Origin of the sequence: Roseateles sp., from assembly GCF_052436255.1 — a bacterium.
Taxonomy (GTDB): Bacteria; Pseudomonadota; Gammaproteobacteria; order Burkholderiales; family Burkholderiaceae_C; genus Pelomonas.
In genome coordinates this window covers 1-19,093 of the sequence record NZ_JBQVNP010000098.1, presented here as the reverse complement: position 1 = coordinate 19,093, position 19,093 = coordinate 1, and the positions used below count along the sequence as shown (strand labels likewise).

22 protein-coding genes are annotated in these 19,093 nt (G+C 67.6%); 8 read left to right on the top strand and 14 right to left on the bottom strand.

Translation table 11 applies throughout. The features are described 5' to 3' along the window. Positions 1-208 precede the first annotated feature (208 nt). Positions 209-2,173, bottom strand: a complete 1,965-nt coding sequence (uvrC, locus tag ACT6S0_RS19100; RefSeq protein WP_444765374.1) for an excinuclease ABC subunit UvrC — start codon at positions 2,171-2,173, stop codon at positions 209-211. A gap of 32 nt (positions 2,174-2,205) precedes the next feature. Here uvrC and earP point away from each other — a divergent pair, with 32 nt between their 5' ends. Together earP and efp are read left to right on the top strand one after the other, a co-directional pair. After that, complete coding sequence (gene earP / locus ACT6S0_RS19095) at positions 2,206-3,237, top strand: elongation factor P maturation arginine rhamnosyltransferase EarP (protein WP_444765373.1); 1,032 nt, start codon at positions 2,206-2,208, stop codon at positions 3,235-3,237. An 84-nt stretch (positions 3,238-3,321) separates the two neighbouring features. Continuing rightward, a complete protein-coding gene (gene efp / locus ACT6S0_RS19090) occupies positions 3,322-3,876 on the top strand; it encodes an elongation factor P (RefSeq protein ID WP_444765372.1) in 555 nt (184 codons plus the stop codon). A 49-nt stretch (positions 3,877-3,925) separates the two neighbouring features. On the opposite strand, the gene ACT6S0_RS19085 is transcribed toward efp, so the two are convergent. From ACT6S0_RS19085 to mltG, 7 genes are all read right to left on the bottom strand, one after another. Then, positions 3,926-4,144, bottom strand: coding sequence for a hypothetical protein (locus tag ACT6S0_RS19085; protein ID WP_444765371.1), 219 nt, complete (start codon positions 4,142-4,144; stop codon positions 3,926-3,928). 117 nt (positions 4,145-4,261) lie between these two features. Further along, positions 4,262-4,924, bottom strand: a complete 663-nt coding sequence (locus ACT6S0_RS19080) for an ankyrin repeat domain-containing protein (protein WP_444765370.1) — start codon at positions 4,922-4,924, stop codon at positions 4,262-4,264. Then, positions 4,921-5,706 carry a TatD family hydrolase gene (locus ACT6S0_RS19075; protein ID WP_444765369.1) on the bottom strand — a complete coding sequence of 262 codons (786 nt, stop codon included), beginning with the start codon at positions 5,704-5,706 and terminating at the stop codon, positions 4,921-4,923. The genes ACT6S0_RS19080 and ACT6S0_RS19075 overlap by 4 nt, the downstream gene beginning before the upstream one ends. 4 nt (positions 5,707-5,710) lie before the next feature. Continuing rightward, positions 5,711-6,100, bottom strand: a complete 390-nt coding sequence (locus tag ACT6S0_RS19070) for a PilZ domain-containing protein (protein ID WP_056271770.1) — start codon at positions 6,098-6,100, stop codon at positions 5,711-5,713. Between the two features lie 64 nt (positions 6,101-6,164). Continuing rightward, complete coding sequence (locus tag ACT6S0_RS19065; RefSeq protein WP_444765368.1) at positions 6,165-7,172, bottom strand: DNA polymerase III subunit delta'; 1,008 nt, start codon at positions 7,170-7,172, stop codon at positions 6,165-6,167. After that, positions 7,166-7,783 (bottom strand): dTMP kinase, encoded by a 618-nt coding sequence (gene tmk / locus ACT6S0_RS19060; RefSeq protein ID WP_444765367.1) that lies wholly within the window; start codon positions 7,781-7,783, stop codon positions 7,166-7,168. The genes ACT6S0_RS19065 and tmk overlap by 7 nt, the downstream gene beginning before the upstream one ends. After that, positions 7,780-8,775: an endolytic transglycosylase MltG gene (gene mltG, locus ACT6S0_RS19055; protein WP_444765366.1), complete on the bottom strand. Its 996-nt coding sequence runs from the start codon at positions 8,773-8,775 to the stop codon at positions 7,780-7,782. The genes tmk and mltG overlap by 4 nt, the downstream gene beginning before the upstream one ends. 47 nt (positions 8,776-8,822) lie before the next feature. Here mltG and ygfZ point away from each other — a divergent pair, with 47 nt between their 5' ends. Both ygfZ and ACT6S0_RS19045 read left to right on the top strand, forming a co-directional pair. Next, complete coding sequence (gene ygfZ / locus ACT6S0_RS19050; RefSeq protein ID WP_444765365.1) at positions 8,823-9,710, top strand: CAF17-like 4Fe-4S cluster assembly/insertion protein YgfZ; 888 nt, start codon at positions 8,823-8,825, stop codon at positions 9,708-9,710. Continuing rightward, positions 9,710-9,958 carry a DUF4936 family protein gene (locus tag ACT6S0_RS19045; RefSeq protein WP_444765364.1) on the top strand — a complete coding sequence of 83 codons (249 nt, stop codon included), beginning with the start codon at positions 9,710-9,712 and terminating at the stop codon, positions 9,956-9,958. The genes ygfZ and ACT6S0_RS19045 overlap by 1 nt, the downstream gene beginning before the upstream one ends. Here ACT6S0_RS19045 and ACT6S0_RS19040 read toward each other — a convergent pair. From ACT6S0_RS19040 to ACT6S0_RS19030, 3 genes are all read right to left on the bottom strand, one after another. After that, complete coding sequence (locus tag ACT6S0_RS19040; protein ID WP_444765363.1) at positions 9,955-10,812, bottom strand: YbgC/FadM family acyl-CoA thioesterase; 858 nt, start codon at positions 10,810-10,812, stop codon at positions 9,955-9,957. The genes ACT6S0_RS19045 and ACT6S0_RS19040 overlap by 4 nt on opposite strands. Continuing rightward, positions 10,809-11,705, bottom strand: coding sequence for an alpha/beta hydrolase (locus ACT6S0_RS19035; protein ID WP_444765362.1), 897 nt, complete (start codon positions 11,703-11,705; stop codon positions 10,809-10,811). The genes ACT6S0_RS19040 and ACT6S0_RS19035 overlap by 4 nt, the downstream gene beginning before the upstream one ends. 138 nt (positions 11,706-11,843) lie before the next feature. After that, the gene (locus ACT6S0_RS19030) at positions 11,844-12,137 is read right to left on the bottom strand and encodes a hypothetical protein (RefSeq protein WP_444765361.1); all 294 of its coding nucleotides are present in this window, start codon (positions 12,135-12,137) and stop codon (positions 11,844-11,846) included. 59 nt (positions 12,138-12,196) lie between these two features. Between ACT6S0_RS19030 and ACT6S0_RS19025 the strand changes: the two genes are divergently transcribed. Both ACT6S0_RS19025 and ACT6S0_RS19020 read left to right on the top strand, forming a co-directional pair. Further along, positions 12,197-13,336, top strand: coding sequence for an iron-containing alcohol dehydrogenase (locus tag ACT6S0_RS19025; RefSeq protein WP_444765360.1), 1,140 nt, complete (start codon positions 12,197-12,199; stop codon positions 13,334-13,336). Positions 13,337-13,457: 121 nt separating this feature from the next. Then, positions 13,458-15,008 carry a methyl-accepting chemotaxis protein gene (locus ACT6S0_RS19020; RefSeq protein ID WP_444765359.1) on the top strand — a complete coding sequence of 517 codons (1,551 nt, stop codon included), beginning with the start codon at positions 13,458-13,460 and terminating at the stop codon, positions 15,006-15,008. 61 nt (positions 15,009-15,069) lie between these two features. Here the strand turns inward: ACT6S0_RS19020 and aceA are convergent, their stop codons facing one another. Further along, the gene (aceA, locus tag ACT6S0_RS19015) at positions 15,070-16,368 is read right to left on the bottom strand and encodes an isocitrate lyase (RefSeq protein ID WP_444765358.1); all 1,299 of its coding nucleotides are present in this window, start codon (positions 16,366-16,368) and stop codon (positions 15,070-15,072) included. Positions 16,369-16,642: 274 nt separating this feature from the next. Between aceA and ACT6S0_RS19010 the strand changes: the two genes are divergently transcribed. Together ACT6S0_RS19010 and ACT6S0_RS19005 are read left to right on the top strand one after the other, a co-directional pair. Then, the gene (locus tag ACT6S0_RS19010) at positions 16,643-17,194 is read left to right on the top strand and encodes a GNAT family N-acetyltransferase (protein WP_444765357.1); all 552 of its coding nucleotides are present in this window, start codon (positions 16,643-16,645) and stop codon (positions 17,192-17,194) included. 35 nt (positions 17,195-17,229) lie between these two features. Next, a complete protein-coding gene (locus ACT6S0_RS19005; RefSeq protein WP_200946909.1) occupies positions 17,230-17,379 on the top strand; it encodes a hypothetical protein in 150 nt (49 codons plus the stop codon). A 21-nt stretch (positions 17,380-17,400) separates the two neighbouring features. Here ACT6S0_RS19005 and ACT6S0_RS19000 read toward each other — a convergent pair whose 3' ends face one another. Beyond that, positions 17,401-18,003, bottom strand: coding sequence for a MarC family protein (locus ACT6S0_RS19000; RefSeq protein WP_444765356.1), 603 nt, complete (start codon positions 18,001-18,003; stop codon positions 17,401-17,403). Between the two features lie 23 nt (positions 18,004-18,026). Next, a partial coding sequence (locus tag ACT6S0_RS18995) for a TonB-dependent receptor domain-containing protein (RefSeq protein ID WP_444765355.1) occupies positions 18,027-19,093 on the bottom strand: 1,067 nt, incomplete at its 5' end.

Genomic DNA, 19,093 nt, shown 5'->3' with positions numbered 1-19,093 from the left:
GCGCAGGGGCAGCAGGCACGGCAGCGACGACGGGCGCGGGTGCCGGCGCTGGCGCCGGGCCGGGAGCCGGCGCGCGGGGTGCGGCACTGCAGCCCACCAGCAGGGGCGCGACTAGCCATTGCGCAGCGCTCAGCAAACGGTTCTTCGTGGACACAACGCCTCCTCTTTCAATGAATCTGTTGTCTGCGGGATCTCGCTTCAGCTGAGGTCAGTGCAGCGCGCGATAGATGTCTTCGGCCAACTCTCGCGAGATGCCTTTCACGCTGCAGAGCTCATCGACGCTCGCACCGGCCACGCCGCGTACACCGCCAAAGCGCTGCAGCAACTGCGAGCGCTTCTTGGGCCCGACGCCAGGCACGTCCTCCAGCCGCGAGCCCCCTGTGCGCGTCGCGGCGCGCTTGCTCCGCATGCCGGTGATGGCAAAGCGGTGGGCCTCGTCACGGATCTGGGCGACCAGCATCAGGGCGGCCGAGTCGCGACCAAGGTAGACCTTCTCGCGGCCATCGGCGAACACCAGCTCCTCCAGCCCGACCTTGCGACCGTCGCCTTTCTCGACACCGGCGATCAGCCCCAGGTCGAGGCCGAGCTCCTCGAAGACCTCGCGCGCCATGCTGACCTGGCCGCGGCCACCGTCCACCAGCACGAGGTCGGGCAGCCGCGCGGTGCCGAGCTGGGCGGCCTCGGCCATCTTGCTGTAGCGGCGTGTCAGCACCTGGCGCATCGCCGCGTAGTCGTCGCCGCCGGTGATGCCTTCGATGTTGTAGCGGCGGTACTGGCTGCTTTGCATCTGGTGGTCCTCGAAGACGACGCAGCTCGCCATCGTCGCCTCGCCCGCCGTGTGGCTGATGTCGAAGCACTCGACGCGGAACTTGTCGATCTCGGCGACCGACAGGTCCAGTGCATCGACCAGCGCGCGCGTGCGCGCCTGTTGCGAGCCTTCCTCTGCCAGCAGCCTGGCCAGCGCCAGCTCGGCACCCTTGATGCACATGTCCTGCCAGACGCGTCGCTGACCGCGCGGCTGGGCCTGCACGGTCACGCGGCTGCCGAGCTGCAAGGCCAGCGCATCGGCCAGACTGGTGGCCACCGGTTCACTGACGATGATCAGGCTGGGCACGGGCGCGGCGAGATAGTGTTGGGCCATGAAGGCTTCGAGCACCTGGCGTTCGACGGAGAGCTGTTCCTCGTCGTCCAGATGAACGGCCGTCGCCTCGTCGACATGCTTGGGGAAGAAGGCGCGGTCGCCGAGATGCCGCCCGCCCCGCACCATCGCCAGGTTGACGCAGGCACGCCCCCCCTGCACCTTGACGGCCAGGATGTCGACATCGCGGTCGCGGCCGGTCGCACTGCTCTCCTCGATGACCTGCTGTTGCAGCACCTTGGACAGCGCCTGGATCTGGTTGCGGACCTCGGCCGCCAGTTCGTAGTCGAAGCGCTCCGCATAAGCCGCCATCTGCTGCTGGAGCGCTGCCATCACCTCGTCCGTCTCGCCGCGCAAGAAGGCTTCAGCGCTTCGCACATCGCGCGCGTACTCGGGCGTCTGCCCGACGGGCACGCAGGGCGCCGAGCAGCGCTTGATCTGATGCAGCAGGCAGGGCCGGCTGCGGTTGTTGAAAACGCTGTCCTCGCAGGTGCGCAGCTTGAAGACCTTCTGCATCAGCTGGATGGATTCCTTGACCGCCCAGGCGCTCGGGAAGGGGCCGAAGTACTTGTGCCGCTTGTCCACCGCGCCGCGGTAGTAGGCCATGCGCGGCCAGGCGTGCGAGGTCAGCTTCAGATAGGGGTAGCTCTTGTCGTCGCGGAACAGGATGTTGAAGCGCGGATTCAACGTCTTGATCAGGTTGTTCTCAAGCAGCAGGGCCTCGGCCTCGGTGCGAACCACAGTGGTCTCCAGCCGCACGATGCGCGACACCATCACGCCGATGCGCGTGCCACCATGGTTCTTCTGGAAATAGCTGCAGACGCGCTTCCTGAGGTCCTTGGCCTTACCGACATAGAGCACGTCGCCCTTGGCGTCGAAATAGCGGTACACGCCGGGCATGGCCGGCAGCGAATTGACCTCGTTGAGCAGCTTCTCGCGCACCATGCGCGCGTCGCGCTCGGCGGCTGCGCTGCGTTCCTGTTCGGACGGCTGGGCCTCTGGGGTATCTGGGCTGGAAGGGGGCGGGCTCGACATCGGCCGGATTTTCGCCTGGGACAATCCGCCCGATGGATAGCCGCCCGCTTTGGGACCTCTTCTGCCGCGTCATCGACAACCACGGCGACCTCGGCGTCTGCTGGCGGCTCGCGTGCGACCTGGCCAGACGCGGTCACGCCGTGCGGCTGTGGGTCGACGATGCGTCGGCGCTGGCATGGATGGCGCCTGAGCATCCCGCCGGTATCGAACTGCGCGCTTGGCCGGACCAGGATGTGCAGGTGCAGCCGGGCGACGTCGTCGTCGAAGCCTTTGGCTGCGAACTCCCACCCGCCTTCGTCGCGCGCATGGCGGCCTGTCCGCTGGCGCCGCGCTGGATCAATCTCGAATACCTCAGCGCAGAAGATTACGTTGAACGCAGCCATGGCCTGGCGTCACCGCAGTTCAGCGGGCCCGGCGCGGGCTTGGTCAAGCATTTCTTCTACCCTGGTTTCACGCCGCGCACCGGCGGCCTGCTGCGCGAGCCCGGGTTGCTCGATCTGGTCGATGGCTTCGACGGCGGCGGCTGGCTGGCGCAGCAAGGCTGGGCGCCACGGTCGGGTGAACGGGTCGTCAGCCTGTTTGCCTATGCCAACGCGGCCCTGCCGGCGCTGCTGGACACGCTGGCTGAACAGCCAACGCTGCTGCTCGCATGCCCGGGGCCGACGCAGGCAGAGATCAGCGGCCGGCCGGGTTTGCGCAGCATCGCCCTGCCCTATCTGCCGCAACCGGACTACGACCGCCTGCTGTGGTCCTGCGACCTGAACCTGGTCCGCGGCGAGGATTCTTTCGTGCGCGCGCAATGGGCCGGCAAGCCTTTCGTCTGGCACATCTATCCGCAGCACGACAACGCCCACCACGCCAAGCTGGAGGCCTTCATGGCCCGCGCAGAACTGCCAGAGGCCTGGCGAGCGTTGTGGCGCGGCTGGAATGGTTTGGCCGCCTTGCCGGCTTCGCTGACGGGGCTCACGGAGGCGGCCGCTCATGCGCCGGCCTGGCGTGCGCAGTTGGCCGCGCAGCCCGACCTGCTGAGCCAGCTGGACGCGTTCGTGGGGGCTTCCCGCTAGAATCTCGGGCTTTGCCGCGCCAAGCCAAGAGGGGATCTGGTGCGCAGCCTGCCGGCCAGCCGGCGCTCTACCTCGCAATACACCATGAAACTCGCTCAAGAAATCCGCGCCGGCAACGTGATCATGCAGGGCAAGGACCCGATGGTCGTCCTGAAGACCGAATACAGCCGCGGCGGCCGTGGCGCCGCTACCGTGCGCATCAAGATGAAGAATCTGCTGAACGGCGCCGGCGCCGAGCTGGTCTTCAAGGCTGACGACAAGATGGAGCAGATCATCCTCGACAAGAAGGAGTGCACCTACACCTACTTCGCCGACCCGATGTATGTCTTCATGGACACCGAGTACAACCAGTACGAGGTCGAGGCCGAGAACATGGGCGACGCCATCTCCTACCTCGAAGACAGCATGGCCGCCGAAGTCACCTTCTACGACGGCAAGGCCATCTCCATCGAGCTGCCCACCAGCGTCGTGCGCGAGATCGAGACCGAGCCGGCGGCCAAGGGCGACACCTCGGGCAAGGTCATGAAGCCCGCCCGTCTGAAGGGCACCGGCTTTGAAATCTCCGTCCCGGCTTTCGTGGAAAACGGCGACAAGATCGAGATCGACACCCGCACGCACGAGTACCGCAAGCGCGTCTGAGGCCGCCGCCTTCGCAGTCAAAACGCCCGCAGCTTGCGGGCGTTTTGCTTTATTCAGCAGCGTCGGACAGGTCGGTTTCCACTTCGGCGTCGATCTCGCTGTCGAACTCAGCCGTGCCCTTGACCGGAATCCAGGGCCGGTCCAAAGGGCGGTAGATGCGGCTGTGCAGACGGGCCAGGCGGTCCGAGCGCCCGATGGCGTTCATCACCTGCTCAGGCGAGATGAGCATCGCAAACGGGTCGGCCAGATTCGGGGTGGTGGTCAGCATGGTGAGCCTCGGGGTAAGTCGATGGCTTCACTGTAGGCAGGCGACCCGTTTCACGACAGTCGGCCCAATGCGCTTGGCCCTGTAAGACTTTCCCTTACACGGCCGCGCGGGCGAGCACTATTTGGCGGAGTTGGCAGCATCCGCTGCGCGCTGGCGTTCTTTCATGAGGCGGCGCAGCTCGGCGGCCAGCTTGTCGCGCTCGCCGCGCTGGGCGAAGTCGGCCGCAGTCAGCTCCTGTTCGTTGGCCGCACGCGGCTCCGCACCGGCCTTGATGAGCAGCGGCACGAGGTCGGAGTTGCCATAGCGGGCCGCCATCATCAGCGGTGTCGTGCCGTTCTCCGAACGCGCATTGAGCTCGGCACCCTGCGCGATCAGGAAGGCCGCAACGCCGTTGTCGGGGCCGCTGCAGGCGTAGTGCAGCGGCGTCCAGCCGGCCCGGTTGACGGCAGCGCCGCGCTTGACCAAGGCCTGCACCGCCGGCAGCGCGCCGCGGATGGCCGCGATCATCAGCGGCGTCTCGCCCTCGGCATTGGCCTCGTCCACGCGGGTCAGCGGCGAGGCCAGCAGGCTGTCGAGGGCGCGTTGCGAGCCCTCGTGCACGGCCACGAAGATCGCCCTGCGGCCACGCGCATCATGCTGATTGGGATCCACGCCCTTGAGCAGCAGGCCCAGCACGGTGCGGCCATCGTCCATCTCGGCGGCCTTGACAAGGTCGTCAATGGGCGCCGCCTGTGTCAACAGCGCGGCAGAAAGCGTAAGGCCCGCCAGCCAGGACTTCATAGGACCTCCGGCAATCGAAACAACCGCCGTGTGTTGGCCGTCGTGAGCGCGGCCAGCTCGGGCACGGGCAGGCCGACTGCGTCGGCCACGGCCTTCGCCACGTGCGGCACATAGGCGGGCGAATTGGTCTTGCCCCGCAAGGGCACGGGCGCCAGATATGGGCTGTCCGTCTCGATCAGCACGCGATCCAGCGGCAGCAGCTTCAGCAGGTCGCGCAGATCCTGGGCGTTCTTGAAGCTGACGATGCCCGAGAAGGAGATGTAGTAGCCGCGCTCGACCGCGGCCAACGCCACCTCGGCGGTCTCGGTGAAGCAATGGAAGACGCCGCCGGCCGACTCGCCGCCCTCCTCGTCCAACACGCGCAGCGTGTCGGCGGCGCTGGCGCGGGTGTGGATGACCAGCGGTTTGCCGGCCTGCCTGGCGGCGCGGATATGCACGCGAAAGCGCTCGCGCTGCCAGGCCATGTCGTCGATGCTGCGGCCATTCAGCCGGTAGTAGTCCAGCCCGGTCTCGCCGATGGCGACGACGCGCGGCAGCGCCGCCAGCCGCACCAGTTCGGCCACGTCGGGCTCGCGCATGTCCTCGGTGTCGGGATGCACGCCCACCGTGGCCCAGAGCGGGTCGTGCCCAAGCGCCAGCGCGTGCACGGCCTCGAACTCTTCCATCTGCGTGCAGATACAGATGGCCTGCTCGACCTGGGCGGCCTGCATGTCGGCCAGGATGGCGGGCAGGTTCTGCTTCAGCTCGGGGAAGCTGAGGTGGCAGTGCGAATCGATGAACATCCGGCTAGAGCGTCTGCGTCGGCTTGCTCGAAGAGATCGCGGTGCCGAGGATCTCCTCGATACGCACGCGGATGGCCCGCGTCTTCTCGTCGCCCGGAAAGCGCACGCCGACACCCTGGGTACGCCCGCCGGAGGCATTGGGCGGCGTCAGCCACGCCACCTTGCCGGCCACCGGATAGCGCTGGTTGTCCTCGGGCAAGGCCAGCAGCAGATAGATGTCTTCGCCGAGCTTGTAGTCGCGCGTGGTCGGCACGAACAGGCCGCCATCGGTGAAGGCCGGAATGTAAGCTGCGTACAGCGCCGACTTCTCGCGGAAGACGAGCTGGATGACGCTGGGCCGCGCGCCGGCGCCGGCCGCGCCGCCCACGGTTGGCAAAGGCAGGCTGCCACCCATCTGGCTGGGCTGGAATTGCGGGTTGCCGGGCTTGGGATTGGCGTCACTCATAGGCTGAGTGTATTCAGCGCGCGGCCGCCATCATGGCCGTCTGGGCTTGCGCGACCAGCGCCTCGATCCATAGCCCCGCGTTGAGTGGATGTTCGGCATGGCGGGCCGCACGGCGCAGCTCGGCGTCCCAGGCCAGCAGCGGCGCCGCCCTCCTGGGCGACGGCAATGCGGCCGCGGCAAAGAACTGGCCCGGCTGACCGTGGCTGCGGCGCACCAGGTCGTGGCACAGGCGCTGCAGCGCGTCGATGACGCGCGGGGGCGCCCAGTCGGACAGGGCCGCTACCTCGCCACGCGCCACGCGCTTGGGGATGGCTTGCCAGGCCGCATCGGTCAGCCCGGCCTCGGACCAGGCCAGGGCCTGCTGCGGCCGGCCGCCGGTCGCGGCAAGCAGGCCCTCGGCGCCATCGACACCCTTGGCCGCCAGCCAGGCCAGGGCGGCGGTGCGCTCTGGAAGTGGCAAGGGCAGCGGCTGGCAGCGGCTGCGGATGGTGGGCAGCAGGCTGGCACTGTCGTGGCTGGCCAAGGCGAAGCGCAGCAGGCCCGAGGGCTCCTCCAGCGTCTTCAGCAGCGCGTTGGCCGCGATGCCGTTGAGCGCCTCGGCCGGGAAAATGACGACCGCCTTGGCCCGACCGCGTGCCGACGTGGCCTGGGCAAAGGCCAGCAGGTTGCGCACCGCCTCGACCTTGATCTCGCGACTGGGCTTGGCCTTGCCGGCCTTGGGCGCGTCGGCTTCCTCGAAGGGCAGGCCCAGCGACTCGCGCGCCGAAGCATCCAGGGCTTCGGGCAGCAGCAGCTGGAAGTCCGGGTGGGTCCCACTGGCGAACAGCTTGCAGCTGGCGCAATGTCCGCAGGCCGGCTGCGCTTCGGCGCGGTCTTCGCAGAGCCAGCTCTGCGCCAGCTTGACGGCCAGTTCCAGTTGCCCGACACCGGCCGGCCCCTGCACCAGCAGCGCGTGCGAACGCGCCCGCGCCAGCGCATCGGCCAGCGGCGCTTGCAGCCACGGCAGATCGGCGTTCAGCATGCGGGGTAACGCCTTTCGAGCACGGCGAGCACCTGGGCCGCGACCTGCGCGACCGTGCCGCTTGCATCGATACGCACGATGCGCCCGGGCGCCCCGGCTGCGCGGGCCGCATAGCCAGTGCGCACGCGCTCGAAGAACGCCAGGTCCTGCTGCTCGATGCGGTCAGCCTCGCGCGCGCTGGCGCGGCGCGCTGCGGCCTGCTCCGCGGGCAGGTCGAACCACAGCGTCAGCTCGGGCTCGGTGCCCTCCTGCACCCAGTCGGCCAACGTGTTCAGCACCGACAGCGGCAGGCCGCGGCCGCCGCCCTGGTAGGCAAAGCTGGCGTCGGTGAAGCGGTCGCAAAGCAGCGTCTTGCCAGTGGCGAGCGCGGGCTTGATGACCGTTTCGACATGGTCGCGGCGGCCGGCGAACATCAGCAGCAACTCGGTGAGCGACCCCATCGGCTGGCTGAGCACGATGTCGCGCAGCGTCTCTGCCATCGGCGTGCCGCCGGGCTCGCGGCTGAGCTGCACATCGGCGCCACGGGCGCGGAACCAGTCGGCCACGGCCTGGATGTGGGTGGACTTGCCGGCACCGTCGATGCCTTCGAAAGAAATGAACCGTCCCGTCACTTGCCGCCGCGTTGGTATTTGTTGACCGCGCGATTGTGCGCGGCGAGGTCGTCGCTGAATTCGCTACTGCCATCGCCACGGGCAACGAAATAGAGCGACTTGACGGGGGCCGGGTTGAGCGCCGCCTGCAGTGACGCGGCGCCCGGCATGGCGATGGGCGTCGGCGGCATGCCACCGCGGGTGTAGGTGTTGAAGGGCGTGTCGGCCAGCAGATCGCGCTTGCGCAGGTCGCCATCGAAGGTCTCGCCCAGGCCGTAGATGACGGTCGGGTCGGTCTGCAGCGGCATGCCGATGCGCAAGCGATTGATGAAGACGGCGGCGACGCGGCTGCGATCGGCCGGCGTGCCGGTTTCTTTCTCGACGATGGAGGCCAGGATCAACGCCTCGTCGGGTGACTTCAATGGCAGGTTGGGCGCCCGCTTGGCCCAAGCAGCAGCCAGGCGCTGCTGCATTGCCGTATGGGCGCGCCTGAGGACCGTCAGGTCGCTGACGCCACGACTGTAGGCATAGGTGTCGGGGAAGAAGCGGCCTTCGGGAGCGATGCCGGGGGCACCGAGCGCGGCCATGATGTCGGCATCGCTCATCTGCGCCGTCTTGCCCTTTAGCGCCGGCGCGGCGGCGAGCGCAGCGCGGACCTGGCGCCAGTTCCAACCCTCGATGAGGCGCAGCTGCTCCATGACCTGGTCGCCACGCACCATCTTGTCCAGCAGCGCCCGCGGCGTGATGCCCGCGTGGACCTCGTAGCTGCCGGCGCGAATCTGCTTGGCCTGGCCCGACCACTTGAACCATTGATAGAGGAGGCGTGCATCCGTCTGCACGCCGGCGGCGACCCAGGCGCGGGCGACCTCGGCGGGGTTGGTGCCGGGCTCGATGGACAGCTCCACCGACGGCGCCGTCAGGCCCAGCGGGCTGCGCAGCCAATGCCACACGGCACCTGCGGCCAGCGCCGCGATCAACAACAAGACGAGCAGCGCTCGCGACAACGACTTCATGCCCTGTGGAAAGCCCGGTCAAAAGGGCGCTGATGATAATTGCCGCCATGTCCGAGACCCTTCAAACCTCCCTACTCCGACTCAGCGACTGGGGCGTGATCCGCGCCCAGGGCGCCGACGCCGCCGCTTTCCTTCACACCCAGCTGACCCAGGACTTCGCGCTGCTCGACCGCGAGCACGCTCGGCTGGCCGGTTTCTGCACGGCCAAGGGCCGGCTGCTGGCGACGATGGTCGGCTGGCGCGGCGGCGATGACGAGATCCTGCTGGCGCTGCCGGCCGAGACATTGGCCGCCACGCTCAAGCGACTGTCGATGTTCGTCATGCGTGCCAAGTGCAAGCTCAGCGATGCGAGCCAAGAGTTCGCCGTCTACGGCCTGCTGGGCGCGCCGACCACCGAGGCCTGGACACTGGTGCGTGATGGCGACGCCGTGCAGATCACCTTACCGGGCTCGGGCCGCGCGCTGCGCGTGCAGCCGGCTTCATCGCCGGCGCCGGCCGGCGCCGCGATGTCGTCCGATGACTGGGCGGTTGCCGAAGCGGCGGCCGGCATGGCCTGGGTGCGCGGCGCGACTGTCGAGGCCTTCGTGCCGCAGATGATCAATTTCGAAGTGCTGGGCGGGGTGAACTTCAAGAAGGGCTGCTACCCCGGCCAGGAGATCGTTGCGAGGAGTCAGTACCGCGGCACGCTCAAGCGGCGGCTGCAGGTCTTCAAGACCGACGGCGCCGCCGAGATCGGCCAGGAGATCTTCAACAGCGCCGACCCGGAGCAGCCCGCCGGGGTCGTTGCGGGCTGCGGCTCGCGCGACGGACGTACGGTGATCGCCGCCGAAATCAGGCTCGCGGCGCTGGAAGGCGGCAGCCTGCATCTGGGCAGCGCTGCCGGCGCGACGCTGCAGCACTGCCCCCTTCCCTACGACATCCCGCCACAGGACTGATGCAGCTCTACGTCTACTACCGCGTTGCCGCGGAACACGTCGACGACGCCCTCACCGCGTTCCGCAAGGCGCGCGTCGAGGCACCGATCGAACTGCTGCAAAGGCCGGAGCCGGACGCCGACGGGCGCTGGACTTGGATGGAGGTCTACCCGGAAGGCTGGGGCCATCGCGAGCCCCAGACCGCCGCAGCGATGGCGCCGTGGCTGGCCAGCGAGCGCAAGGTGGAGCGGTTCGAGATGCTCGGCTAAAGAGGTCGCACCATCTCCACATGCCCGATGCCCGCCTCCTCGAACGGCTGGCCGCGCCGCTGGAAGCCCGCGCGCAAATAGAAGTTCTCCGCCGACAGTTGCGCATGCAGCAGGACTTCGCGATAGCCGAGTTTCCTCGCCTCGGCCATCAACGCGTCCAGCACCTGGCGACCGATCTGGGTGCCACGCATCGGCCGCAGCACCGCCATGCGGCCGATCTTGGCGACGCCGGGCACATGCTCCAGCATGCGGCCGGTGGCCAGCGGCATGCCGAAGCGGTTGCGGGCCAGGGCGTGCAGGCAGCTTCCATCGGCGGCGTCCCATTCCATGTCGGCGGGAATGCCCTGCTCGTCGATGAAAACCTGGTGGCGGATGGCGCCAGCGGCGTCGCCGTGTTCGCTCCAGGCGCCCAAGCTGACCTCGATGACGCTTTGCCCAGCCTCGAAGCCATGGACAACGTCGCGCAGCGCGTCGGGCAGGCGCTGCGGCGTCTGGGCGACAGGGTCGGCGAAGACATAGACCATGTCGGCCTGCACCAGCAACTGGTCGCCACGAAAGACGGCGGCGTCGACCTTCATCGAGCTGTTGCCGAACTCGCGGCAGCGGATGCCGATGTCCAGGCGGTCGTCGTAGCGGGCCGAGCCGAGATAGTCGAGCGCGGCGCGACGCACGAAAAGGTCACCGCCGAGCCTCTTCATCGTGTCTGCATAGGGCAGCGCCAGCGCGCGCCAGTAGGCGCTCATCGCGGTGTCGAGATACGTCAGGTAATGGCCGTTGAAGACGATGCCCTGGGCATCGATCTCTGCCCAACGCACGCGCAGGGGTTCGAGCAGTCGGAAGTCTTGGCGTTTCATGGCTTGAGTTGTTCTTTGATCGCGGTGGCGCAGAAGTCGATGGCGGCAATGGCTTCGGGCAGGCTGCGGCCCATCTTGATGAAGTCGTGGGTGACACCGCGCGCCAGCTCCAGTTGCACCGGCACGCCGGCCGCGCGCAGCACGTCGGCATAGGCCAGGCCTTCGTCCACCAGCGGGTCGACCTCGGCCAGCAGCACGGCGGCGGGCGCCAGGCCGCCGTGGTCTTCGGCGTGCAGCGGCGCAAAGCGCCAGTCGGCGCGCTGGTCGGCATCGATGTAATGGCCGAAGAACCACTCGATGGACTGGGCGTCGAGCAAAAAACCTTCCGCGAAGCGGCGGTGCGAGTCGTGGCTCATATGGCTGTCGGTGCCGGGTGTGATGAGCAACTGCAGCGCCAGCGGCAGGCCCTGCTCGCGCGCGAAGAAGGCGCAGCCCGCAGCCAGCGTGCCGCCGGCACTGTCGCCACCGACGGCCAGGCGTGAGCCGTCCAGGCCGAGGGCGCCCGCCTGCTGGTGCAGCCAGGTCAGGCCCGCCCAGGCGTCGTCGACGGCAGCCGGGAAACGGTGCTCGGGCGCCAGGCGGTAGTCCAGCGCCAGCACGGCGGCACCGCTGCGCAGTGCGAGCTGGCGGCACAGGCTGTCGTGGGTTTCAAGGTCGCCGATGGTGAAGCCGCCGCCATGCAGATAGAGCAGCACCGGCAGCCTGTCGCCGCTGGGGGCATACAGGCGCGCGGGGCGGCCGGCGGCTTCGAGGTCTTCCACCCGGGCCAGCGGCGCGCGCGGCAGGTCGAGGATCTCGGCGCCCATGCGGTAGGCGATGCGGGCCTCGCGCGGAGTCAGCGAATGAAAAGGCGGCCGGTTGGCGCGCTGGATGCGCGTCAACAGTTCGGCCATGCGGGGTGACAGGAGTGGCTGGGGATTCATTGCGGCCGCATTGTCTGCGGCGGCACCCACGGGTCGCGCAGGGGCGCTTGGAAGGCGGGCTCTGCGGTCGGGCTCGCGCTGCCGGGCTGCTGGGGCGTTCCGGCGCGGTCACGCATGACGACGGGCCGCGCCGGCGGCGTCGCGGGCGATCAGGTGGCCGGCGGTGGCTGTGTAGCTGAGCGTGTGGCCGTTGGCCGTCAACGTCTTGGTGCTGACGGCGGCAGCTTCCACGGCGCCAGGCCGGGATGCGTCGGCAGCGGATGAATACACCGTCGTGTCGGTCAGGCCGGGCTGGCTATCGACCGGCGGCGAGGATGGCGGTGGCGCTGACTCCCCTCCCCCACCACCGCCGCAGGCGACCAACACGACCGAAAACGCCAGAACCAGCAGAGTCGCACGCATGACGGCGAGTCTAGACACGCCGATCTAGGATGCGCAAAGACATTCAATGCGGAGCGACCATGGCCCAGATCCTCTACCTGACCCGCATCGAGATCGAGTTCGGCGCCAGCCGGCTTTTGCCGGCCGAGTGCGAGCGTATTGGCATCCGCCGCCCACTCGTCGTGACCGACGCCGGCGTGCGCGCAGCCGGGGTGCTGGACGAAGCGCTGGCCGCCTTCGACGTCAAGCCGCCCGTCTTCGACCGTACGCCCGCCAACCCGACCGAAGCTGCCGTGCGCCTGGCGGTCGAAGTGGCCAGGGAGTTCGACTGCGACGGTCTCATCGCCATCGGCGGCGGCTCCAGCATGGACCTGGCCAAGGGCGTGGCCATCGCCGCCACGCACGAGGGACCGCTGACCGACTACGCCACCATCGAGGGCGGCGCGGGGCGCATCAGCCCCAAGGTGCTGCCGCTGATTGCGGTGCCGACAACCGCGGGCACCGGCAGCGAGGTCGCACGCGGCGCGATCATCATCGTGGACGATGGCCGCAAGCTCGGCTTCCACAACTGGGAGCTGCTGCCCAAGGCCGCCATCTGCGACCCGGCGCTGACGCTGAAACTGCCGCCCGCGCTGACCGCTGCGACCGGCATGGACGCGATTGCACATTGCATCGAAACCTTCCTCGCGCCGGCCTTCAACCCGCCGGCCGACGGCATTGCGCTGGAGGGCCTGCGGCGCGGCTGGCAGTCCATCGAACGCGCCACGCGCGACGGCCAGGACCGCGACGCGCGCATGGACATGATGTGCGCCAGCGTGCACGGTGCCATGGCCTTCCAGAAGGGTCTGGGCGCCGTGCATTCGTTGAGCCACGCGCTCGGCGGCCTGAATCCGCGGCTGCACCATGGCACGTTGAACGCCGTCTTCCTGCCGGCCGTGATCCGCTTCAACGCCGCAGCGGAGAGCGTGCGGCGCGACCGGCGCATCGAGCGCCTGGCGCAAGCCATGGGCCTGGCGGGCGACAGTGCTGACGCGGTCGCCGACGCGATCAGCGCCTTGAATGCCAGGCTGGGCCTGCCCGGCGGCCTGGCGTCGATGGGCGTGGGCGGCGATCTGGACGAGCGCATCATCGAGCGCGCGCTGGCGGACCACTGCCACAAGACCAACCCGCGCATTGCCACTCCCGAGGACTATGTGGCCCTGCTGGCCGCCTCGCGCTGAGCCGATCACGCCGGCGTCGGGATCACGATCTGTGACGTAAGCCGCAGGCGCGGGCGGCGTGGCGAGCGGCGTGGGCCGATCAGGCGCGAACATCGCCGGTTCATCAAACGAGGAGACCGCCGTGTTCAAGCTTTCCATCGGCAAGCGGCTGGCGCTGGGCTTTGCGCTGGTGCTCGCGCTGGCAGCCTGCGTCATCGCGCTGGCAGCGTGGCGACTGACGTCGACCGCCGCGGCCACGCGGCAGATGATGGCCGAACCGTTGACCAAGGAAAGACTGCTCGCCGACTGGAACCGCAACGTCAACGCCGGCGTGCGGCACAGCATGGTCATTGCCAAGAGCCCGGACGCTGCGCTGGCGGAGCTGTCCAAGGAGGACACGGCGCAGTCGGCCAAGTCGTCCACCGACCTGCAGCAGCGCATCGAGCAGCTGGTCCGCTCGCCCGAGGAGCGGGCGCTGTTCGAGGCCATCGGCAAGGCCAGGCAGGTCTATCTGGCGTCGCGCGACGAGATCGTGAAGCTGAAGAAGGACGGCCAGGCGGATGCGGCGGGCAAGCTATTGACCGATGTCTTCGTGCCGGGTTCGCAGGCCTATCTCGCCCGCTTGCAGGAATTTCTTGATCACCAGCGCAAAAGCATCGACGAGACCGCCGCCGCCATCGACGCAGCCAACCGCACCGGCCGGCTGCTGCTGCTGGCGCTCGGCGTGGCGATCCTGGGTCTGGGCATCGCGGCAGCCTGGCGCATCACGCGCAGCATCACGCTGCCGCTGGCGGCGGCCAACGAGCTGGCCGAGCGTGTGGCCGACGGCAACCTGATGCGCTCGGGCCAGGGCATGGTGGCCCGCTCGGACGAGATTGGCCAACTGCAGACGACGCTGCGCCGCATGCGCGAGACCTTGTCGCAGGCCATCGGCAGCATTCGCGACTCGGCCGAGTCCATCGGCACCGCCTCGGCGGAAATCGCCAGCGGCAACCAGGACCTGAGCGCGCGCACCGAGAAGGCCGCGTCGAGTCTGGAACAGACGGCCAGTGCGATGGAGGAGCTGACCGGCACCGTGCATCAGTCCGCGGCGTCGGCCGGTCAGGCGAATTCGCTGGCCGCGTCGGCCGCCAGCGTGGCCCAGCGCGGCGGCGAGGTGGTGGCGCAGGTGGTGCATACGATGGACGAGATCAATGCCAGCTCGCGCAAGATCGCCGACATCATCGGTGTCATCGACGGCATCGCCTTCCAGACCAACATCCTGGCGCTGAACGCGGCCGTCGAGGCGGCACGCGCGGGCGAGCAGGGCCGGGGTTTCGCCGTCGTCGCCAGCGAGGTGCGCTCGCTCGCCGGCCGCTCGGCGGACGCCGCCAAGGAGATCAAGAGCCTGATCGGCAGCAGCGTCGAGCGTGTGGACGCCGGCTCGCGGTTGGTGGCCGAGGCGGGCAAGACCATGGACGAACTCGTCGGCGCCGTGCAGCGTGTCAAGGACATCATGGGCGAGATCACGACCGCAACCGCCGAGCAGTCAGACGGCATCGCCCAGGTCAATGTCGCGATTGCCCAGCTTGACCAGGTCACACAGCAGAACGCCGCGCTGGTGGAGGAGTCGACCGCCGCGGCAGAGAGCCTGCGCGAGCAGGCCACGACCCTGAACGCCGCGGTCGGAACCTTCCAGGTCGCGCGCCGCTGAGCCGGACGAAAAAAGGCCCGCTTGACGCGGGCCGTGAAAGTCAGGAGTTGAGGCTGACGATTTAACCGTGCTTGGCGTCGAAGAACTGTTCGTCTTCCGTCGAGCCCTTCAGTGCGGCCGTCGAGGCGTTGGCCTCGATGGTCGTCGTGACGGCATCGAAGTAGCCGGTGCCGACTTCGCGCTGGTGCTTGACCGCGGTGAAGCCCTTCTCGGCGGCGGCGAACTCCTTCTCCTGCAGCTCGACAAAGGCGCTCATCTGGTTGCGTGCATAGCCATGGGCCAGTTCGAACATCGAGTAGTTCAGGCTGTGGAAGCCGGCCAGCGTGATGAACTGGAACTTGTAGCCCATGGCGCCCAGCTCGCGCTGGAACTTGGCAATGGTCGCGTCGTCGAGGTTCTTCTTCCAGTTGAACGACGGCGAGCAGTTGTAGGCCAGCAGCTTGCCGGGGAACTTGGCGTGGATGGCGTCGGCGAAGGCCTTGGCAAAGGCCAGTTCGGGCTTGCCGGTCTCGCACCAGATCAGGTCGGCATAGGGCGCATAGGCCAGGCCGCGGCTGATGGCCTGGTCCAGGCCGTTGCGGGTGCGGTAGAAGCCTTCGACGGTGCGCTCGCCGGTGCAGAAGGGCTTGTCGTTGTCGTCGATGTCGGCGGTGACCAGATCGCCCGCTTCGGCATCGGTGCGGGCGACCAGCAGGGTGGGCGTGCCCATCACGTCGGCGGCCAGGCGGGCGGCGACAAGCTTGGCAACCGCCTCGCGGGTGGGCACGAGCACCTTGCCGCCCATGTGGCCGCACTTCTTGGCGCTGGCCAGCTGGTCTTCAAAGTGCACGCCGGCGGCGCCTGCTTCGATCATGGCCTTCATCAGCTCGAAGGCATTCAGCACGCCGCCGAAGCCGGCTTCCGCGTCGGCCACGATGGGGGCGAAGAAATCGATGTCGTCCTTGCCTTCGCTCCACTGGATCTGGTCGGCGCGCTGGAAGGTGGCGTTGATCTTCTTGACGACCTTGGGCACCGAGTCCACCGAGTAGAGCGACTGGTCGGGGTACATCTCGCCATTGCTGTTGGCATCACCGGCGACTTGCCATCCCGACAGATAGATGGCCTTCAGGCCGGCCTTGACCTGCTGCATGGCCTGGTTGCCGGTCAGGGCGCCCAGCGCGTTGACAAAGGGCTCGCTGTTGACCAGACCCCAGAGCTTTTCGGCGCCGCGCTTGGCCAGCGTGTGCTCGATCTCGATGGAACCGCGCAGGCGCACCACGTCGGCGGCGCTGTAGCCGCGGGTGATGCCCTGCCAACGCGGGTTCTCGGCCCAGTCTTTTTCAAGGGCCGCGGTCTGTTGGTCACGGGTGAGGCGGGTCATGGATAACTCCTTGCTGAACATCGAAAACCGATGCCGCAAGACTAGGTCTTGACCCTGGCCTTGTGTGGCCTCAAGTCTTATATAAGACAAAAAACATTTTTCTTTAACAACAACAACTTAACTTGCGCATTTCAAATAAAGAAATGCAATTCACCATAATGAGAAATCTTGTGGCGGTGCAGCATTGCTCCTTTTCGCGATCTGAAAAGTGACTTTCGAATCGTGAGAGGCAGCCCCATGAAAATCCGGCCGATCCCCCATCCTTGCGCCGCCCATGACTGTCTTGATAACGCCTCGCCTGCGACTTGAACCGCTGGACGACAGCCATTTCGACGGCTTGTTCCGCCTGAACAGCGATCCGGTCGTCATGCGCTACATCACTGGGCGACCGGACATGCCGGCCGACACCCAGTCCATGATTGACCGCGTGAAGGCCCGCTGGGCCGAGTTCGGTTACTCATGGTGGGGTTTCATGCGGCGAGATGACGGCGATCTGATAGGCACCGGCTGCATCCAGCACCTCAACCGGGATCCGGCCGAACCCCTGGAGACCGGCTGGCGGCTGCGGCGGGACGCCTGGGGCCAAGGTTTTGCCAGCGAGGCGGCGCGCCACATGGTCGGCTGGGCGTTCAAGACACTCCAGCCCCAGTTGGTCTGCGCCGTCTGTCAACCGGACAACACGCCCTCGTCCGCCGTCATGGAGCGCTTGGGAATGACCTTCGTCGGCATCGGCCGCTGGTACGAGATGGATTGCAAGCGCTACGACATCACCGCATCGCAATGGGTGGCAAGCCCAGCTAAAACACGCTACGACGCTGAGGCATAGTTCGATGCCTCGCAATCACTGTGCACGGAGGACCTATGGCCAACACCGAACAACGCGGCAACAAGATGACAAAGAAACCCAAGAAGGACACAGGCCCCGGCAAGGCCGCGGGCTCGGACCGTCCGGTGCCGCCGATGACGGCCGTCCTGCCTAAAGGCAAGGAAGCCAAGCTGAAGAACAAGTGAGCGCGTGGGTGCTGGCCGAGATCAGAGGCCGCCGATGAAGTAGCGCTTCAAGCCGGCCAGCACCATCTCGACCGCAATTGCGGTCAGTACCAGGCCCATCAGCTTCTCGATGGCCGACACGACCGAATCGCCCAACAGCTTGCGGATGCGATCCGCGAGCACCAGCACCAGCCCCGACACCAGCAGGGCCGCGCTGAGCGCACCGATCCACTCGTAGATGCGGTCAGGCTGGCGGGACGCCAGCAACAACACCGTGGCCATGGCCGAGGGCCCGGCCAGCAAGGGCACGGCAAGCGGAAAGATCAGCGGCTCCTTGCCGGGCTCCAGCCCATAGGCTGACTCGCTCGATCCGCCAAAGATCATGCGGATCGCGATGATCATCAGGATGACGCCGCCGGCCACCTCCAGCGAGCGCTCAGACAGGTGCATGACCCGCAGGAAGCTCTCGCCGAGGAACATGAAGGCGAACAGCACGCAAAACGCAATGCCCACCTCCCGCATGGCCACGCGCGTTCGGCGCTCTTTGGGCACCGCGCGCATAACCGAGATGAAGATGGGCAGGCTGCCGAGCGGGTCGAGCACCAGCAAAAGCAGGATCAGGGCCGAGAGGAAGCTGTGGTCCATCGGCCCGGATTCTCAACGCTGCATCAGAAGCGGTAGTGCGCCCGCGCGAAGTAGGACGCGCCGTTCAAGCCGAACTGCACGCTGTCGTAGTAGAAGCCGTTGTCGGTCTCGTCCGGGTTCTGGCGCGTCGGCTTCACGTTGAAGACGTTGTTGCCACCGACGCTGAGCTTGAGCGCGGGCGTGGCCTGCCAGGTCAGACCCAGGTCCATGGAGGTCTTGGGCTTGTAATGCAGGTTGGGCACCGGCGGGCCGGAGAAGGTGCCCTGGGTCTGGCTGCCGAAGTGGATGAGCTTGGCCTCGGTCGTGAAGGCGCCCTGCGCGTACTCGAAGCCCAGTGTCGCCTTGGCGCGCGGGCCGCCCTGTTCGATGAAGAGACGCTCCCGCTCGGACAGCAGCACGTCCTCGAAGCCCTGCAGCAACGTGGGCGCATTGACACGGGTGACCGTTGTGCGGCTGATGTTCAACGCGAGGAAGGTGTTGAGCTGACCCACACCGAGCTTGCTGCGGTTGGACGCCGTCAGGTCCAGGCCACGCGTGCGCGTGTTGATCGAGTTGACAAAGAACTGCGCCTGCCCCACCCCCAGCCCTTGCAGGATGGCGCCGAGCGCCGGGTAGTTGTCGGCGTCGAAACGGCCTGACAACACGATGCGGTCGCGGATGTTGATCTGGTACAGGTCGGCCGTGATGGCCGTGTCGGCACTGGGCTTGAAGGTGAAGCCCACGGTGAGGTTCTTGGATTTCTCCTGCTTCAACGCTGGCACGCCGGCCGCGTTGGCGATGGCGCTGCCGTTGGGCGCGAGCACGACGTCGAGCGGCTGGCCGCTGATGAAGTCGGTGAAGGTGGACGAGAAATAGAGCTGCTGCAGGCTGGGCGCGCGGAAGCCGGTGCTGGCCGCGCCGCGCAGCAGCAAGGCGCTGCCGAGCTGGTAGCTGCCTGAGAGCTTGGCCGTGGTCGTCGAGCCGAAGTCGCTGTAGTGCTCGGCACTGATGGCGGCAACGACCGTCACCTGGGACGTCAGATTGGCCTCCCACTCCAGCCACACCGCCCGGCAGTTGCGGCAGCGGTTGGGCGCGTCGGACGGCTGAAAGC